Source organism: Actinoplanes lutulentus (genome assembly GCF_003259845.1).
GTDB classification, from domain to species: domain Bacteria; phylum Actinomycetota; class Actinomycetes; order Mycobacteriales; family Micromonosporaceae; genus Actinoplanes; species Actinoplanes lutulentus.
Map to the genome: position 1 here is coordinate 180,694 of NZ_QLMJ01000002.1, position 14,423 is coordinate 195,116.

Annotated in this window: 12 protein-coding genes; 6 read left to right on the forward strand and 6 right to left on the reverse strand. The window is 68.9% G+C overall.

What is annotated here, in order from left to right; genetic code table 11:
- The first annotated feature begins 29 nt into the window (after positions 1-29).
- Genes B0I29_RS04275 through B0I29_RS04300 form a run of 6 tightly spaced genes read left to right on the forward strand, consistent with a single transcriptional unit; the run spans position 30 to position 7,721 of the window.
- The gene (locus B0I29_RS04275) at positions 30-1,001 is read left to right on the forward strand and encodes a WxL protein peptidoglycan domain-containing protein (protein ID WP_111647518.1); all 972 of its coding nucleotides are present in this window, start codon (positions 30-32) and stop codon (positions 999-1,001) included.
- A complete protein-coding gene (locus tag B0I29_RS04280) occupies positions 998-2,077 on the forward strand; it encodes a hypothetical protein (protein WP_146616716.1) in 1,080 nt (359 codons plus the stop codon). Before B0I29_RS04275 ends, B0I29_RS04280 begins: the two co-directional genes overlap by 4 nt.
- The gene (locus B0I29_RS04285) at positions 2,074-3,405 is read left to right on the forward strand and encodes an ABC transporter substrate-binding protein (protein ID WP_111647520.1); all 1,332 of its coding nucleotides are present in this window, start codon (positions 2,074-2,076) and stop codon (positions 3,403-3,405) included. Before B0I29_RS04280 ends, B0I29_RS04285 begins: the two co-directional genes overlap by 4 nt.
- Positions 3,395-4,126, forward strand: a complete 732-nt coding sequence (locus B0I29_RS04290; protein ID WP_111647521.1) for an ABC transporter ATP-binding protein — start codon at positions 3,395-3,397, stop codon at positions 4,124-4,126. The genes B0I29_RS04285 and B0I29_RS04290 overlap by 11 nt, the downstream gene beginning before the upstream one ends.
- The gene (locus B0I29_RS04295; protein ID WP_111647522.1) at positions 4,123-7,020 is read left to right on the forward strand and encodes an ABC transporter permease subunit; all 2,898 of its coding nucleotides are present in this window, start codon (positions 4,123-4,125) and stop codon (positions 7,018-7,020) included. Before B0I29_RS04290 ends, B0I29_RS04295 begins: the two co-directional genes overlap by 4 nt.
- Before the next feature lie 29 nt (positions 7,021-7,049).
- Entirely contained in the window at positions 7,050-7,721 is a 672-nt protein-coding gene (locus tag B0I29_RS04300; RefSeq protein WP_111647523.1) for a neocarzinostatin apoprotein domain-containing protein, read from the forward strand.
- A 1,708-nt stretch (positions 7,722-9,429) separates the two neighbouring features.
- Here the strand turns inward: B0I29_RS04300 and B0I29_RS04315 are convergent.
- Genes B0I29_RS04315 through B0I29_RS04340 form a run of 6 tightly spaced genes read right to left on the reverse strand, consistent with a single transcriptional unit; the run spans position 9,430 to position 14,419 of the window.
- Positions 9,430-10,173, reverse strand: a complete 744-nt coding sequence (locus B0I29_RS04315) for a maleate cis-trans isomerase family protein (protein ID WP_111647524.1) — start codon at positions 10,171-10,173, stop codon at positions 9,430-9,432.
- A complete protein-coding gene (locus B0I29_RS04320; RefSeq protein WP_111647525.1) occupies positions 10,170-10,826 on the reverse strand; it encodes a hypothetical protein in 657 nt (218 codons plus the stop codon). Before B0I29_RS04320 ends, B0I29_RS04315 begins: the two co-directional genes overlap by 4 nt.
- A gap of 2 nt (positions 10,827-10,828) precedes the next feature.
- Positions 10,829-11,602: an SDR family NAD(P)-dependent oxidoreductase gene (locus B0I29_RS04325; protein ID WP_111647526.1), complete on the reverse strand. Its 774-nt coding sequence runs from the start codon at positions 11,600-11,602 to the stop codon at positions 10,829-10,831.
- A complete protein-coding gene (locus B0I29_RS04330; RefSeq protein ID WP_111647527.1) occupies positions 11,599-12,519 on the reverse strand; it encodes a hypothetical protein in 921 nt (306 codons plus the stop codon). Before B0I29_RS04330 ends, B0I29_RS04325 begins: the two co-directional genes overlap by 4 nt.
- The gene (locus B0I29_RS04335; RefSeq protein WP_111647528.1) at positions 12,516-13,208 is read right to left on the reverse strand and encodes a hypothetical protein; all 693 of its coding nucleotides are present in this window, start codon (positions 13,206-13,208) and stop codon (positions 12,516-12,518) included. The genes B0I29_RS04330 and B0I29_RS04335 overlap by 4 nt, the downstream gene beginning before the upstream one ends.
- A complete protein-coding gene (locus B0I29_RS04340) occupies positions 13,205-14,419 on the reverse strand; it encodes an aromatic ring-hydroxylating dioxygenase subunit alpha (RefSeq protein WP_111647529.1) in 1,215 nt (404 codons plus the stop codon). The genes B0I29_RS04335 and B0I29_RS04340 overlap by 4 nt, the downstream gene beginning before the upstream one ends.
- Between the last annotated feature and the right edge of the window lie 4 nt (positions 14,420-14,423).

The window sequence follows — 14,423 nt, forward strand, 5'->3', positions numbered from 1 at the left end:
TCTCACCCGCCCCTCTGGAGGGAAGCACGATGCGCAAGATCGCGGCCGTCCTGGTGATAGCGGTGATGGTCCTGCTCACCCCGGCACCTGCCGCAGCCACCGGCAACGGGGAATGGGCGGTCACGCCGACCCCGGCCAAGAACCCCGGCCCCACGCCGCGGCTGTACTTCTTCCTCGACGCGGCCGCCGGCGAGCGGGTCAAGGAATCCGTCCGGGTCACCAACCTGACCGCCAAGCCGCGGTCGTTCGTGATCTACGGCGCGGACGCGTACAACACCGCCCGCAACGGCGGATTCGCCATCCGGACGCGCACCGACCAGCAGACGGACCTCGGCTCCTGGGTGAAATCCCAGGTCACAGCCGTCGAGGTGCCGGCGCGGACGAGTGCGGACATCCCCTTCACCATCGACGTGCCGGCCAACGCCACACCCGGTGACCACGTCGGCGGCATTGTCGCCATGGAGGCCTCGGCCAGCACCACGGCACAGGCCGACGGCGCCACCGTGAACATCCAGCGCGCCGTCGCGGCCCGGGTCTACCTGCGGGTCGCCGGTGCGGTGGTGCCCGGTCTGGGCGTACCCGAGCTGGACATGAACGTCGGCCCGCTGCTGCTGCCCACCCTCACCGAGGGCGACCTGGAGTACACCGTCGCCAACGTCGGCAACGTGCACCTGATCCCGGCGGCCACCGTGAAGGTCACCGGCCTGTTCGGTCACCGGATCACGGTGGCCGGCTCGACGCCGGCCAGCGACATGGTCCCCGGCGCGAAGGGCACGTTCGCGATGACCGCGACCGGCATCTGGCCGCTCGACGTGGTCACCACCTCGGTGGCGGTACGCGCCGACGGCGACGTCTTCGCCCAGCGCTCGGAACGCACCCTCGTCATCTCCTGGACCGCCGTGGCCCTGCTGGCCCTGCTGATCACCGCCGTCGTGCTGCTGATCCGGCGCCGCACCCGGTCCCGGGAGCTGCGCCCGCGCGGTCTGGTGGCCGCTCGATGAGAAAGCTGCTCCTGGCTGCCGTGGCGCTCACTCTGGCTCTGGCGCCGGGGACCGCGGCGCGCGCCAGCGGCCTGGTCGCCACCCTGTCGGCGAACGTGGCGAAACCCGGCGAGACCGTCCGGGTCAGCGGCGAGGGCTGGACACCCGGCAAACTGCTCCAGTTCGTCACCTGCGGCGAGGGCGGCCTGACCGGTTCCGCCGCCTGCGACACCCGGTCCGGCCTGGCCACCCCGGTACGCGCCGACGGCAAGTTCGTCGTCGACCTGCAGATCGGCACCCCGCCGAAGGACTGCCCGTGCGTCGTGCACATCGCCGAGGTCCAGGGCACCACCGACCCGGTCAACCTGCCGATCAGCATCACCGGCCTCGCCGTCGGGACGATCCCGAAAACGGCCACCGCCGTCCGTGAGCTGGCCGTGCAGGAGGTCCGCCTCACCGGCGGCACCGCGGCGGCCTGGTTCGGCGCCCGCGACCAGCTCCAGCTCACCTACACCGTGCGCAACCCGACAGCGGTCGGCCTGAACAGCGCGACCGTCCAGGTCCGGCTCGGCGGGGGAGGCGACGACAACATCTTCCACCAGGAAGTCGTCGAGAACCTGGCGCCCGGTCAGAGCCGCACCTTCACCGTCCCCGTCGAACTTCCGCTCGCGGCCTTCGGCAAATACGTGGTCAGCGCCGATGTCAGTGGTCTCGCCCCGATTCGGGTGTCGCATAACGCGTACCCATGGGGTCTGATTTTGATCAATGCCGTTGGCATCTCCCTGATCGTCTGGGGACTTCTCCGACGGTACGGGCGGCGCCGGGCGCTGCGCGATCTGAACCCGGCCGACGCCATGCTGCCGGCCGTGGTGCGCCTCGGCAGTCTCGGCGCCTACCTGGTCTTCGACGACGCGCCCGGCTCCCGGCGGCTGCGGCGGCACGCCGGCGCGCAGCTCAGTCTCGACAACCTGCGCACCCTGATCGGTCAGGGCAACGGACCCGGCGCCGGTGACTCGGTGCTCGACCTGGACGCCCTCGGCCACGTGCTGGCCCGGCGGTACCCGCGCTCCATTTCCCTCATGGAGGAAGAAAGATGACACGCCGGAGACCTGACGGACCGCTGCTCTTCCGTCTCGGCGCGGTTCTGCTCGTGGCGATCGTGGCCTACACCGGCTGCGGTGCCCTGATGCCCGGTGGCTCGTCCCTGCAGGTCTCGGCCTCGGGAACCGGGCCGGGCGTCACCGAGGACAGCGTCAAGGTCGTCTTCATCGGCACCGACCTCACCAAGACCGCGTCGCTCACCGGGTTCACCAACGCCGACGTCGGCAAGCCCAAGGAGCAGGTCGAGGCGCTCGCCGCCTACATCAACGCCAACGGCGGCATCGCCGGGCGCAAGCTCGACGCGGTCTACCGGGAGTACGAGGCGAGCAACGACTCGCCGGCCGCCGAGACCACGCTGTGCAGCCAGATCACCCAGGATGATCAGGCGTTCGCGGTGGTGCTGACCGGGCAGCTGCAGTCGAACGCGCGGCCGTGTTACGCGCAGCGGCAGACGCTGATGCTGGATGCGACGCTGATCGCCAACGCCAAATCGACTTTTTCTTCTTTGTCCCCTTATTTATGGACAGCAACATTCCCGGAGTATGACGCGTTTGCTTCGTCCTTCCTGGCAGTGCTCTCCCGCGAGAAGTTTTTTGAAGGGCGGGACAAGACCGGCCTTGTCGCAGCTGACACTCCGGCTAACAAATCGGTTTATGACGAGATTGTCGTTCCCTTCATGGAAGAAGCGGGCATTGAGCCCACTGTTTCCTGGATCGACACAACGTCGCTCGGCACGCTGAACTCCGGGCTCTCCCAGGCCGCGGTGAACTTCCGGGGCAAGAAGATCGACCGGGTCTTCTTCCTCGGTGGCGCCCGCATCGCGCCGTTCTTCATGACCTCGGCGGCGGCGATCAGCTACACCGCTCGCTATGGGATCTCCACCTTCGACAGCCCCGGTTTCATGGTGTCCAACCCGGGGACCATCCCGCCGGCCGCGCTCAAGGGGATGGTCGGCGTCGGTTTCGCGCCCGGGTACGACGTGCCGGACAGCGAGATGGCGTTCCCGGCGAGCGACGCCGAGAAGAACTGCCAGAAGATCTACTCGGATGCCGGGATCACGTTCAAGGCCCGGGAGAACGCGCGGGTCGCGTTCACCTACTGCGACGCGGCGCTGATGCTGCAGGCCGGCGCGAAAGACCTCGGCGCCGATCTGAACGCGGGCGCGTGGGGCGCGGCGGCACAGAACATGACCTTCAGCACGGCGGCCGGTCTCGGTGACTTCGGAGGCGGGAACGCGGCGGGGACGGCTTACCGAGTGTTGAAATTCTCCGATTCATGCGGATGTTTCACCTATTCCGGGCCGGTGACCAGCCTTGGACAGTGACATCGTTCTCGACGTCGCCGGGCTCAACGGCGGCTACGGAGACATCCAGATCCTCTTCGACATCGACCTGGCCGTGCGTCGCGGCGAGACCGTGGCGCTCTGCGGTCCCAACGGTGTCGGCAAATCCACACTGGTCCGGATGCTGTGCGGGCTGAACCGGCCCTCCTCGGGCACGGTCACCCTGCTCGGCCGGGACGTGACCGGGGTGTCCGGCGCCAAGCGGGTCAAACTCGGCATGTCCACGGTCATCGGTCAGCAGGCCTTCGGATCGCTGACCGTGCGGGACAACTTGCGGTTGCACGCGTACCCGAACGGCAAGGACGACGACAAGACCGGCACCGTCGTCGACGGCGCCCTCGCGGTCTTCCCGCGGCTGGCCGCCCGCGCCGACCAGCCGGCCGCGAACCTCTCCGGCGGCGAACGGCAGATGTTGGTCCTCGCCAAGACCCTGATCCAGCGGCCCAGCCTGCTGCTGATCGACGAGTTCTCGCTCGGGCTCGCCCCGGTCGTCGTCGGCGGCCTGCTCGAACTGGTCCGCAGGCTCGCCGCGGCCGGCGTCGCCACGCTGGTCATCGAGCAGTCGGTGAACGTCGCCATGTCGATCGCCGACCGGCTGCTCTTCATGGAGCACGGCACGATCATCGCCGAGCACACCCCGGCCGAACTGCGCGCCACCCCCGACCTCGCCCGCCGCCTGGTGCTGGGAGGACACGCCGAATGAGCCTTTTTGGGTACGACTTCGGGTTCGATCGGCTCGCCGTCGGCATGTTCACCGGCCTGACCTACGGGCTGCTCGCCATCGGCATCGTGCTGGTCTACCGGTCCAGCAAGTTCGTCAACTTCGCCCACGGCGCGATCGGTGTCTTCGGTGCGGCCGTTCTCGCCAAACTGACCGACGGCATCACCTTCTGGCTGGCGTTCCCGATCGCCATCCTGGTGGCCGGCGCACTCGGCGCCGGCATCGAGATGTCCGTGGTCCGCCGCCTGCGCGGCCGGCCCCGGGTGATCGGCATGATCGCCACCCTCGGCCTGTCCCAGTTCATCCTGGTCCTGGCCCTGCTCGTGGACCGGGACAGCTTCTCCGGCGCCACCTATCCGAAACCGCCCGGCCTGCCCGCCTTCAGCATCGGCACCACTGCCGTCGGCTCGTCGCTCACCGCGATGCTGGTGCTCACCCCGGTGCTGCTGGCCGCGCTCGCGTTCTTCCTGCGCCGCACCAAGTACGGCATCGCGATCCGCGCCGCCGCCGACCACCCGGACGCCGCCACCGTCAACGGTGTGCCCGCGCCGATGATGACCAGCCTGGCCTGGGCCGTCGCCGGTGGGGTGGCCGCGTTCTCGGCGATCCTGCTGACACCGACCCAGGGCGTGCAGTCGATCGAGTCGCTCGGCCCGCAGCTGCTGCTGCGCGGCCTGGCCGGCGCGGTCATCGCCCGGATGGCGTCGCTGCCGATCGCGTTCGTCGCCTCGATCGGCGTCGGCGTCCTCGAACAGGTACTGCTCTCCAAGGAGACCAGCGGGTTCGTCGACGTGGTGCTCGGCCTGGCGATCCTCGTCGCGCTGCTGCGGCAACGATCCGGCGGCCGCAACAGCGAACACGCCGCATGGCCCCGCTGGGACGCCACCTCGCCTCCGGGCGCGCGGATCGGCCTGGCACTGCTCGCCGTCGTCGGAGTCGGCCTGGCGTACGTCGTCAGCAACTCCACCGCCTCGATCCTCACCATGATCTGCGGATACGCCCTGGTCGGCCTCTCGGTGATCCTGGTGACCGGCATCGCCGGCGAACTCTCCCTCGGCCAGTTCGCGTTCGCCGGCATCGGCGCCGCCGCCGCGATCCAGGCCGCCCAGGCCAGCGGCAACATGCTTGTCGGGGTGGCCGCCGGCTGCGCGGCCGGCGCTCTCGCGTCGACCCTGGTCGGCATCCCGGCGCTGCGGCTGCGCGGTGTGGCACTCGGCGTCACCACCCTGGCGTTCGCACTGGCCACCAGTGGATGGCTGCTGCGGCAGAGCTTCCTGCTCGGTGATGGGCTGACCACCCCGTACCCGGTCTGGCGCGATTATGTCGTCAGCGTCTCCACCGACTATTACCTCTTCGCGCTGCTGCTGCTCGCCCTCGGGTGGATGGTCACCGCGCGGCTGCGCCGCGGTGGTTTCGGCCGTCTCCTGCTCGCTCTGCGCGACAACGAGGAAGCCGGGCGAGCACTCACGGTCGCGGCCCCAGTTCGCAAACTTCAGGTGTACGCGGTCGCGGGCGCCCTGGCCGGACTCGGCGGCGTGGTGATCGGTTTCGGCCAGTCCCAGCTGTCGATCAACAGCTTTCCGGCGTCGGCGAGCATCGACGTGGTCGCGATCGCCGTGGTGGGCGGGCTGTCCCGCACCGGCGGGGCACTGCTCGGCTCACTCGTGATCGTCGGCTTGCCGGCGCTGCTGCCGCTGGGGATCCCGGGGCAGGCGGTGCTCACGCTGGGCTGGCTGCTCGTCGTGATCTTCCTCCCCGAGGGCCTCGGCGGCCTACTGGCGGGCCTGCTGTCCCGAATCCCCGCAGGCCGGGTGCCGGCGGACTGGCTCTCCCGCGTGCGTGCGTGGCGGCCGGCGCAGGCATCGGCGCCGGGCCGGATCGGCCCGGACGGACTGATCCCCGGCTTCCCGCCGGAGACTGTCCACGATCCTGCGCCGCTGTCCTCGGTCCCCGCGCTAAGCGGGTCGGCGGCTGCTCCCCACTCCTTGCCCGACAAATCAGATTTGTCGGGCAAAGCGCCCGGACGGCCTGGGCAGTGGCGGGTTCACCACTTGCCCGCCGCGCGGCTGGCGCCCGCCACCGGGGACGGGCCGCTTCTCGAAGTGGCCGGGATCCGCCGGTCGTTCGGTGGGGTGCGAGCGGTGCAGGATGCCACATTCACCATCACCGAGGGTGAGATCGTCGGCATCATCGGGCCGAACGGCGCCGGCAAGACCACGCTCTTCGAGATCCTCGCCGGGTTCACCGGATCGGACGGCGGAACGGTCCGCTACCAGGGACGCGCCATCACCGGCTGGACGCCGGAGCGGCGGGCGCGGGCCGGGCTGGTGCGTTCGTTCCAGGATGCCCGGCTCTTCCCGGCGATGAGCGTACGCGAGGCGGTGATGGTCGCCGCCGAGTCCGCGATCCCGTCGAGCCTGGTGATCGACATCCTCGGCGACGAACGCCCGGAGATCGCGAAAGCGGAGCGGGCGTTGACCGCGCTGCGCGCGATGGGCCTGGAAGACCTGGCCGACAAGCCGGTCGGTGAGCTCTCCACCGGTACTCGCCGGATCGTCGAGCTCTGCTGCCTGCTCACCCTCGAACCGCGCGTGCTGCTGCTCGACGAGCCGTCGTCCGGGCTCACCCAGTCCGACGGCGTCGCCCTCGGCGAACTCATGCTGCGCGTACGCGACGAGCTCGGCACCACCGTGCTGGTCATCGAGCACGACCTGCCGCTGCTGTCCCGGGTCGCCGACCGGTTGATCGCGATGGACGCCGGAGCCGTCATCGCGGCCGGCCCACCCGACGAGGTGCGCTCGCACCCCGCTGTCGTCCTGTCCTATCTCGGCACCGACGAAGCTGCCGTCGCCCGGTCCGGAGAGCCGGCCGGCTGATCCCCCTTTCCTGTTTGAAGGAGTGTTGAATGACCCGTTCCACATCCCGGAAACCGCCGGGTCTGCGCAGGCTGGCCGCTGCGGTGGCCGCCGGTCTGCTCTGCGCCGGCGCCACCCTGTTCGTGACCGCGGCGCCGGCCGCGGCCAAGGCGAGCCTGAAGGTCTCGAAGACCACCGGTCTCAAGGACGGCGACTCGATCACCGTCACCGGAACCGGGTTCACGAAGGGACTGACCGACCTCGCGCTCGGCCAGTGCGTGAAGAACCCGACCGGCCCGACCGACTGCAACCTGTCCGGCGGAGCGGTGTTCGCCAAGACCGACAGCAGCGGCAAGACCGAGAAGGTGACCCTCAAGCTGTCCAAGTCGTTCAACGGCAAGGAGTGCGGAACCGACGGCTGCGTCATCGCCGCACAGCTGCTGCCGTCCGCCCACGACGACGCCACCGTGAAGGCCAACGCGGTCTCCGTGAAGATCGTCTTCGGGTCTTCCGGTGCCGCCGCCACGACGCCGGCCTCCACCAAGTCCACCTCCGCCGCGGCGGCAGCGACCACCGCCGCCGATGACGACGCTCTTCCGAAGACCGGGCCCGGCATGGAGTGGGCCACCGTCGTACTGATCGGAACCGGTCTGCTCCTGCCCGGCTTCGGTCTGCTGGCCATGCTCCCGGCTCGCCGGCGCCGCATGGCGGGCTTCCACTAGGTCTCTGTCTCGCGCCCCTCTCGATCCGCACTCTCGATCCGCGCGGGGCAGGACCTCAGAGGGACGGTTCAGGGGTGTGGGGCCGGCTTTGCGCGGGGCAGGTCCCACACCCCCGATCCGGATGAAACGCGTGCTCTCCCACGGCCCGGCCGGCCCACCGGCCCGGCCGGCCCACCGGCCGGGCCGTCCCGCACTCAACCCAAGCGCACGGGCTCTCACCGCTTGTCGCACGCGGGCCGAGCCAGCAGCGAGAGCTAGCAGCGAGAGCCAGCAGCGAGAGTTAGCAGCGAGAGTCAGCCGGACTTGATCAGGCGCGGAGACCGCCGCCGACGGTACCTATCGCCGCGACCTTGGTCCCCGAACCACAGCCCGCCGGGAACGGCAGCCCAAGATTGCGCGGCCCCGCCAGGCGTGTCGTCTTCGGGTTCGCTACGCCCCCAAACTCGACACACACCCCGCGATTCACCGGTCCGTGTCGATTTCGGGTTCGATACGCGCCTCAACTCGACACACCGGGCGAGGGGTGCTCGCGGCGTGATGTCTTCGGCCCGCCTACCGGACCGAACCCGGCGGCCAGGGCGAGCCGGCTGCTGGGGGGAGCCGGCCGCTGGGGGAGCTGGCTGCTGGAGGAGCGCCGACTGCTGGAGGAGCCGGTCGCTGGGACGAGTCGGCCGCGGGGCGAAGCGGCCGCGGGGGCGAGCCGTAGCTCCGATAGGTCATCGGGCGCTTTTGAGGTGTCTGAGCTACGGCTGCTGGACGCGAGCCGTAGGCCAGATAGGTCATCGGGGCTGATGACCTATCTGAGCTACGGCTCGCCCTCGTGGTGACGGGCCCTACGGCGAGAGAGCACGCCCGGCCACAGTTTGACGTCACGTTTCCCCCGGTGAGCGGCTACCTCATTGACCCGCGGGGACAGCCGTGAGAGCCAGCCGGAGTGGATCATGCGCGGAGTCCGCCGCCTGCGGTACCTATCGCCGCGACCTTGGTCCCCGAACCACAGCCCGCTGGGAACGGCGGCCCAAGATCGCGCAGCCCTGCCAGGTGTGTCGACTTCGGGTTCGCTACGCCCCCAAACTCGACACACACCTCGCGATTCGCCGGTCCGTGTCGATTCGGGGTTCGAACCGCGCCCGAACTCGACACGCATGTTCCGAACTCGACACGCATGTGGGGGATCGCGTGGGCGTGTCGATTCGGGGCTGGTCGACGCTCGTCTGGGCGGTGCTTGCGGTGTGTGGGGTTCGGGTTTGGCGCGTGGGACGCCGGGGCCTGGCTTGCGGGAGTCGACCCTGCGCACCGGCTGGCGCGCGGGGTTGTCGCCAGAGCCGTTTCACGACCCTGAGCGCGAGCCGGGCGAACGTGGCTGGTGCTCCGGGTCGTGTTTGAGGGCGAAAAGCGACCCTCAGCGCCAGCCCGGGCAAACGCGGCTGGCACTGAGGGTTGTTGGCGGCTTCGGAACGTGGCTCCGGGCACCGCCCGGTCCGGCACCGCCCGGTCCGGCACCGCCCGGTCCGGCACCGCCCGGTCCGGCACCGCCCGGTCCGGCACCGCCCGGCCCGGCCGGCCCGGGCGGGCCAGCCGGTGTGCGGGACGGGGGTCCGGGGCCGGCGGCGGGGTGCGCCGGCGGGAGGGGCCGGCAGGTGGCGAGGGGCCACGGGTGGTGGTTGGTGCGCTTGTCCGAGCCGGTCGCGCGTATCAAATAAAACGGTCAGTAATCGCGGAGCAGGCTGCCGGCGCCGAAGACCTTGTCTTTGATGCCGTTTTCGCGCAGGGCCATCCACCAGGTTGCGGCATTGATGGCGATGACCGGCTTGCCCAGCCAGCGTTCGGCTTCGTCGGCTAGGCGGACCATGGAGAGGTTGGTGCCGCATTGGACGATGGCGTCGACGTCGGGGCCGTTGACGCTGAGGATCGCGGCGCGGAGTTCGTCTTCGGTGACGTGGGCGATCGAAACGGCCGTGGGGCATTTCAGGCCTTCGATGGCGGTTACCTCGAAGCCGATTTCGCCGAAGAAGCGGACCACGTTGGCGTCGCCTACCGGCTGATAGGGGGTGACGACGCCGATCTTGCGGGCGCCGTAGAGCTTGAGGGCTCGTTCGCAGGCCTCGGCGCCGGTCGCTACCTCGAGGCCGGTGATTCCCTTGATCTGGGCGACGAATTCGCGGTTTCCCTCGACGCCTCCCCAGAATGTCTCGGCGGACATTCCCATGACCATGTAATCGGGTTCACAGGTCAGCACGCGCTCGCAGGCGGAACCGATTTCGCCACGGATCTGGACGAGCAGGTTCTCGAAATTGGCGTCGTCGGAGAGGTCCTGATTGCGGATGTGGATGCGGGAGAAATGCGACGTCACGCCGGGGACCGTCATGGCGTAGAAGTCCGGTTCGACAATGGTGTTCGTCGATGGGGCGATGACGCCGAATTTGCGGCGCCAGCCGAGGGCGTCGGTCATTGGGATGCTCCAACGGTCGCTTGTTTCAGAGAAGCCCGGCGGGTAGCCCGGAGAGTCAGCCAGGCTGCGGCGAGCAGCGCGGCCTGGGCGGACGTGTTGATGCCCTGCTCCAGCCACTGGAAGGCGAGAGTGTGGTGGCTGTCCGAGCCGCGCAGCGGCACCAGCCCCATGACCAGGACCAGCCCGAGCACGTAGAGTGACACCGCCCACCACTGCTGATAGCGCGCCGCGATGATCGCGCCGAGCACGCTGACCGCGGTCACCCCGAGCGTCGCCGCCACGAACAGCGGATTCAGGCTCTGCCCGAAGATCGCCCCCGCCACACAAAGAGCAAAGGCAAGAGCGAAAGGCCAGGCATGGGTACGCCTACCGTGGCGCACAGTAACCGCAAGAGCCCACGCCAGAAGGGTGGCCCCGGCCGCCATGAGCGGGAAGAGCGCCTGCTCGAAGAGCGTCCAGTCGCCGATCTCCGCGGAATACGCCAGTTTCCAGATGCACTTGGAGACGCCGCCGAGACCGATAAGGATCGCTCCTGCAAGGCCGGCCTGTTGCGCCCGTGGCGTCGGCGCGGTACGGCTGAGCAGGGCGAACCCGGTCGATCCGAGGATGACCGGCACGAAGTCCTCGACGGCCAGCACGATGGGGTAGTCCATGATCAGGACTCCTTGCCGTTCTCGTTGCGGGCGAAGACGTCGCGCTTCGTGAACGCCGCCGTGGCGAACCGGTAGGCCGCCTTGCGGTTGGTCAGCCAGGCCACCCGGCCGCCGTTCTTGGTCCCCTTGAGGACCTCGCGGGCCAGCCACGGGGTGACGGTCTCGACCCGGTCGGCGAGGATGTTGAAGATCTTCTTCGCCTTCTCCAGCTCGGCCGGCTCGTAGTCGCGGGTGAGCAGGTCGGTGACGACCATGCCGGGGGAGAGGAGCCCGACCTTGACCTGCGTGTCTTTCAGCTCTTTCGCCAGCGCCAGGGTGGCGTAGGTGACGGCGCGCTTTGTCGCTCCGTACACGGTCAGGCCGGGAACGATCTGGCCGTTGGAGCCGAGGCCCTCCATGTTCCACAGGGCGCCGTGGCCCTGGGCGAGCATGGCGTCGAGGACCACCGCGCTGGCGTGCAGGGTGCCGCGGAGGTTCAGGCCGACGACGTCGTCGATCTCGGTGGGGTCCAGCTCCCACAGCGGTTTGCGGGAGGTGGAGAGGCCCGCGTTGTTCACCCAGATATCGACTTTTCCGTATTTGTCGGTGGTGGCGTCCCAGAGTTTGCGGACGTCTTCCCGCTGGGTGACGTCGGCCTGGATGAACAGGGCGCCTTCTACCGTTTTTTCGGGACTTGTCCGGCCGCAGTACGCGACCTGGGCGCCCTCGGCCAGGAAAGCGTGCACCAGGCCCTGACCGATCCCGCGCGTCCCACCGGTCACCACGACGACCGTCATGACTGCCACTCCAGGAGGCCGTGCAGCACCGAGTCCAGGCTGCCGCCGTCGGACAGCTCGTAGACCACGGCCAGCTGCTTGCCGGCCGACATCCCGGGTGCCGCGTCGATCGAGAACTCCCGGCCCTTGATCTTCCAGACGTCGGTGAGGTGCACCGACTGGAACGACGCGCGACCGAAACCGATCGCGTTGCCCCAGGCCTCGGGCCCCTCGAAGAACAGCCGGTTGCCGTCGCGCCGGGTTTCCGTGGTGAACTCGCGGTCCAGGCCGGCACCTTTCAGCGTCGTCGTGCGGCGCGTGCGGAGCAGGTTGATCGGCTCCAGCTCGATCGCCACGGAGACCGTGCCGCGCAGCTTTTGATTAGACCCCCACAGTTCTAGCTCGCCGACGTAGGCGCCGGCCTCTTTGGTGGGCAGGATGTACGGGACCGAGCCGTTCCGGGTCTCGGCCTCGATCAAACTGTCCACGCGCGACGGGACCCGGGTGTAGAGGCCGTTGAAGCAGCCCACCACCGACCAGCCCTGGTACAGCACCGACGAGTACACCTGGGTCTCGCCGTCGGGCAGCACCTGGTTCCAGGTGTTCAGGTCGACCTGCCAGCCCGGGCCGTAATAGTGCGAGTCCACGAAACTGCCGTACGGCTGACCGGTGCCGAAGAAGTCCGGCCCGGTGTAGACCCGGTTCTGGTCCGAGTCGACCACGCCGAACGAGAACGGCGCGCCGAGCCGGAACTGGCCGGCGAGCGGACCGCCGCCGATCAGCCCGCCGTCCATCTTGTACGTCGTCACGCCGTCCACGAAGTCCGAGGACCGCCGGATCTCCTCGAAGCCGCACCAGGTGCCGGTGGCGTCGAAGAGCGAGGGGCGGCCGTGCCACTCGCCGGCGATCCGCTTCTGCCAGACGCTGGGTTCGCTCATTCGTTGCTCACCAGGGATTTCCGTACCGACTCGCTCTGCTCCTCGCCGAGGAGACGGACGGTCTGCTTCCAGACCGGGTCGATCTCCGGGCTGAAGAGGAGTTCGCGGTGCCGGCTGTCGCGCTCGGCGGTGCCGGCGGCGTCGACGCCCTTGTCCACGAGGGCTGCCCAGTGGGTGAGGTAGTTGTCGACGGCGTCGTCGATGCCCTTGAAGGCGTCCTCGGTAGCCCGGTTCACCAGCATCCACGGCGACATGAGCGCGTACTGCCGCGGCGTCAGGTGGGCCGGGGTGAGGCCTTCGCGCTTGCTCACTTCCTGGTAGAGCTCGGTCAGCGGCTCGTAGACCTCGTCCAGATAGGGCAGCGAGGTCGCCAGATCGATCCGGGGGATGAGATCGAGGTGGAACGCGTAGTTGTCCCCGTTGGCGACGGAGTCCAGGGTGAAGTGCGGAACCCCGGACGACGGCGCCGTGAACGCGAAGATCATGTGGCTGTCGAGGCCGATGGGCGGGACCACAAGCCCGACATTCACGATTTTGACGACCGGGCCTTCGCCCCGCCAAATCTTGATATGTCCGACCGGCGCCGGGCTCATCGGCGACGTCAGGTCGCGTTCCTCGGTCAGGGTCACCGGGAACCGGCCGAGGATCTTGGCAAGGGTGGTCTCGGCGAGCGCTCCAGGCAGGCTCACTTGTTCTCCTCGTTTGCTTCGGAACCCGACTCGTCGCCACCCATCAGCCGGGACGCTGCCACGGTCGGGTGCTCGCCCCGGGCCTTGTGCACCCAGGCGCGGGCCAGCTCCGGGCTCTCCCGGCGGGCCGGCGAGGGGATCACGGTCGCCGTGCGGCGCGGCACGTCACCGGTGATGAAGTCCTCTTCGTTGAGCAGCCAGCCCTTGTCGGCCAGCTCCTGACGCCGCCGCCGGTACTCGACCGCGATGATGTCGCTCTTGATGTGCAGCTCGGCGCCGAGGTCGAACGGGAGCAGCTCGGGCCGGACCTTGTCGACCACCGCTGCGTCCTCGTAGAAGATCCGCATCGTACGGTTGATGGCGTCCTTGTCGGCCCACTTGCCGGTGAAGAACGTCCGCAGAGCGACCCACTTGACCAGCGTGTGCGTCTCGTCGATCGGGATGTTGGTGTCGTAAATGATCATGTCGCCGATCGGCAGCCGCACGTGCAGCTTGATCATGTTGGGCAGCATCCAGCCGGCCGACGTGGTGACCGGCGGGCGCTTCTTCAGATCGTTGCCGACCAGGCGGCCGAACTTGCCCCAGAGACCGGACGGCTTCGGCGGGTGCAGGTCGACAGTGGCGAACGCGGACCACTCGTCCGGGTGCTCGACCTCGTAATCCGGCACCTGCGGCATGTCCGGGTTGCCGAATCGTCCGGCGTGCACGAACGGCGCGTGCGCGATGTCGCAGCCGTTCTCCAGGATGCGCTCGTAGTTGGCGTTCCAGAGGAACTCGCCGGTGACGACGCGGAACTTGCCGCCGTTCTCCACCAGGTCGTCGAACTCCGGCCACACCGGCATCGGCGGGCGCTCCTCCTCGGGAAGGTCGCCCATGAAGACCCAGACGAAGCCGTACTTCTCCTGCACCGGGTACGAGTCGACGCGCGCCTTCTTCGGGATGCCCCGGCCCGGCAGGTTCGCCGGAATCTTGGTGCACTGGCCGTCCGGGTCGTACTCCCAGCCGTGGTACGGGCAGACGATCTTGTCGTCCTTGAGTGTGCCGCCGGAGAGCGCGGCGCCACGGTGCACGCAGAGGTCGCTCAGTGCGACGACACGGCCCTGCTTGGGGGTGCGATAGACCACGAGGTACTGCCCGAGGACGGTGAGCCGCTCCGGCTTGGTGGTGACCTTGTCGGAGAACTCCACCGCGTACCAGAAGTTCTTGAGCATGGCT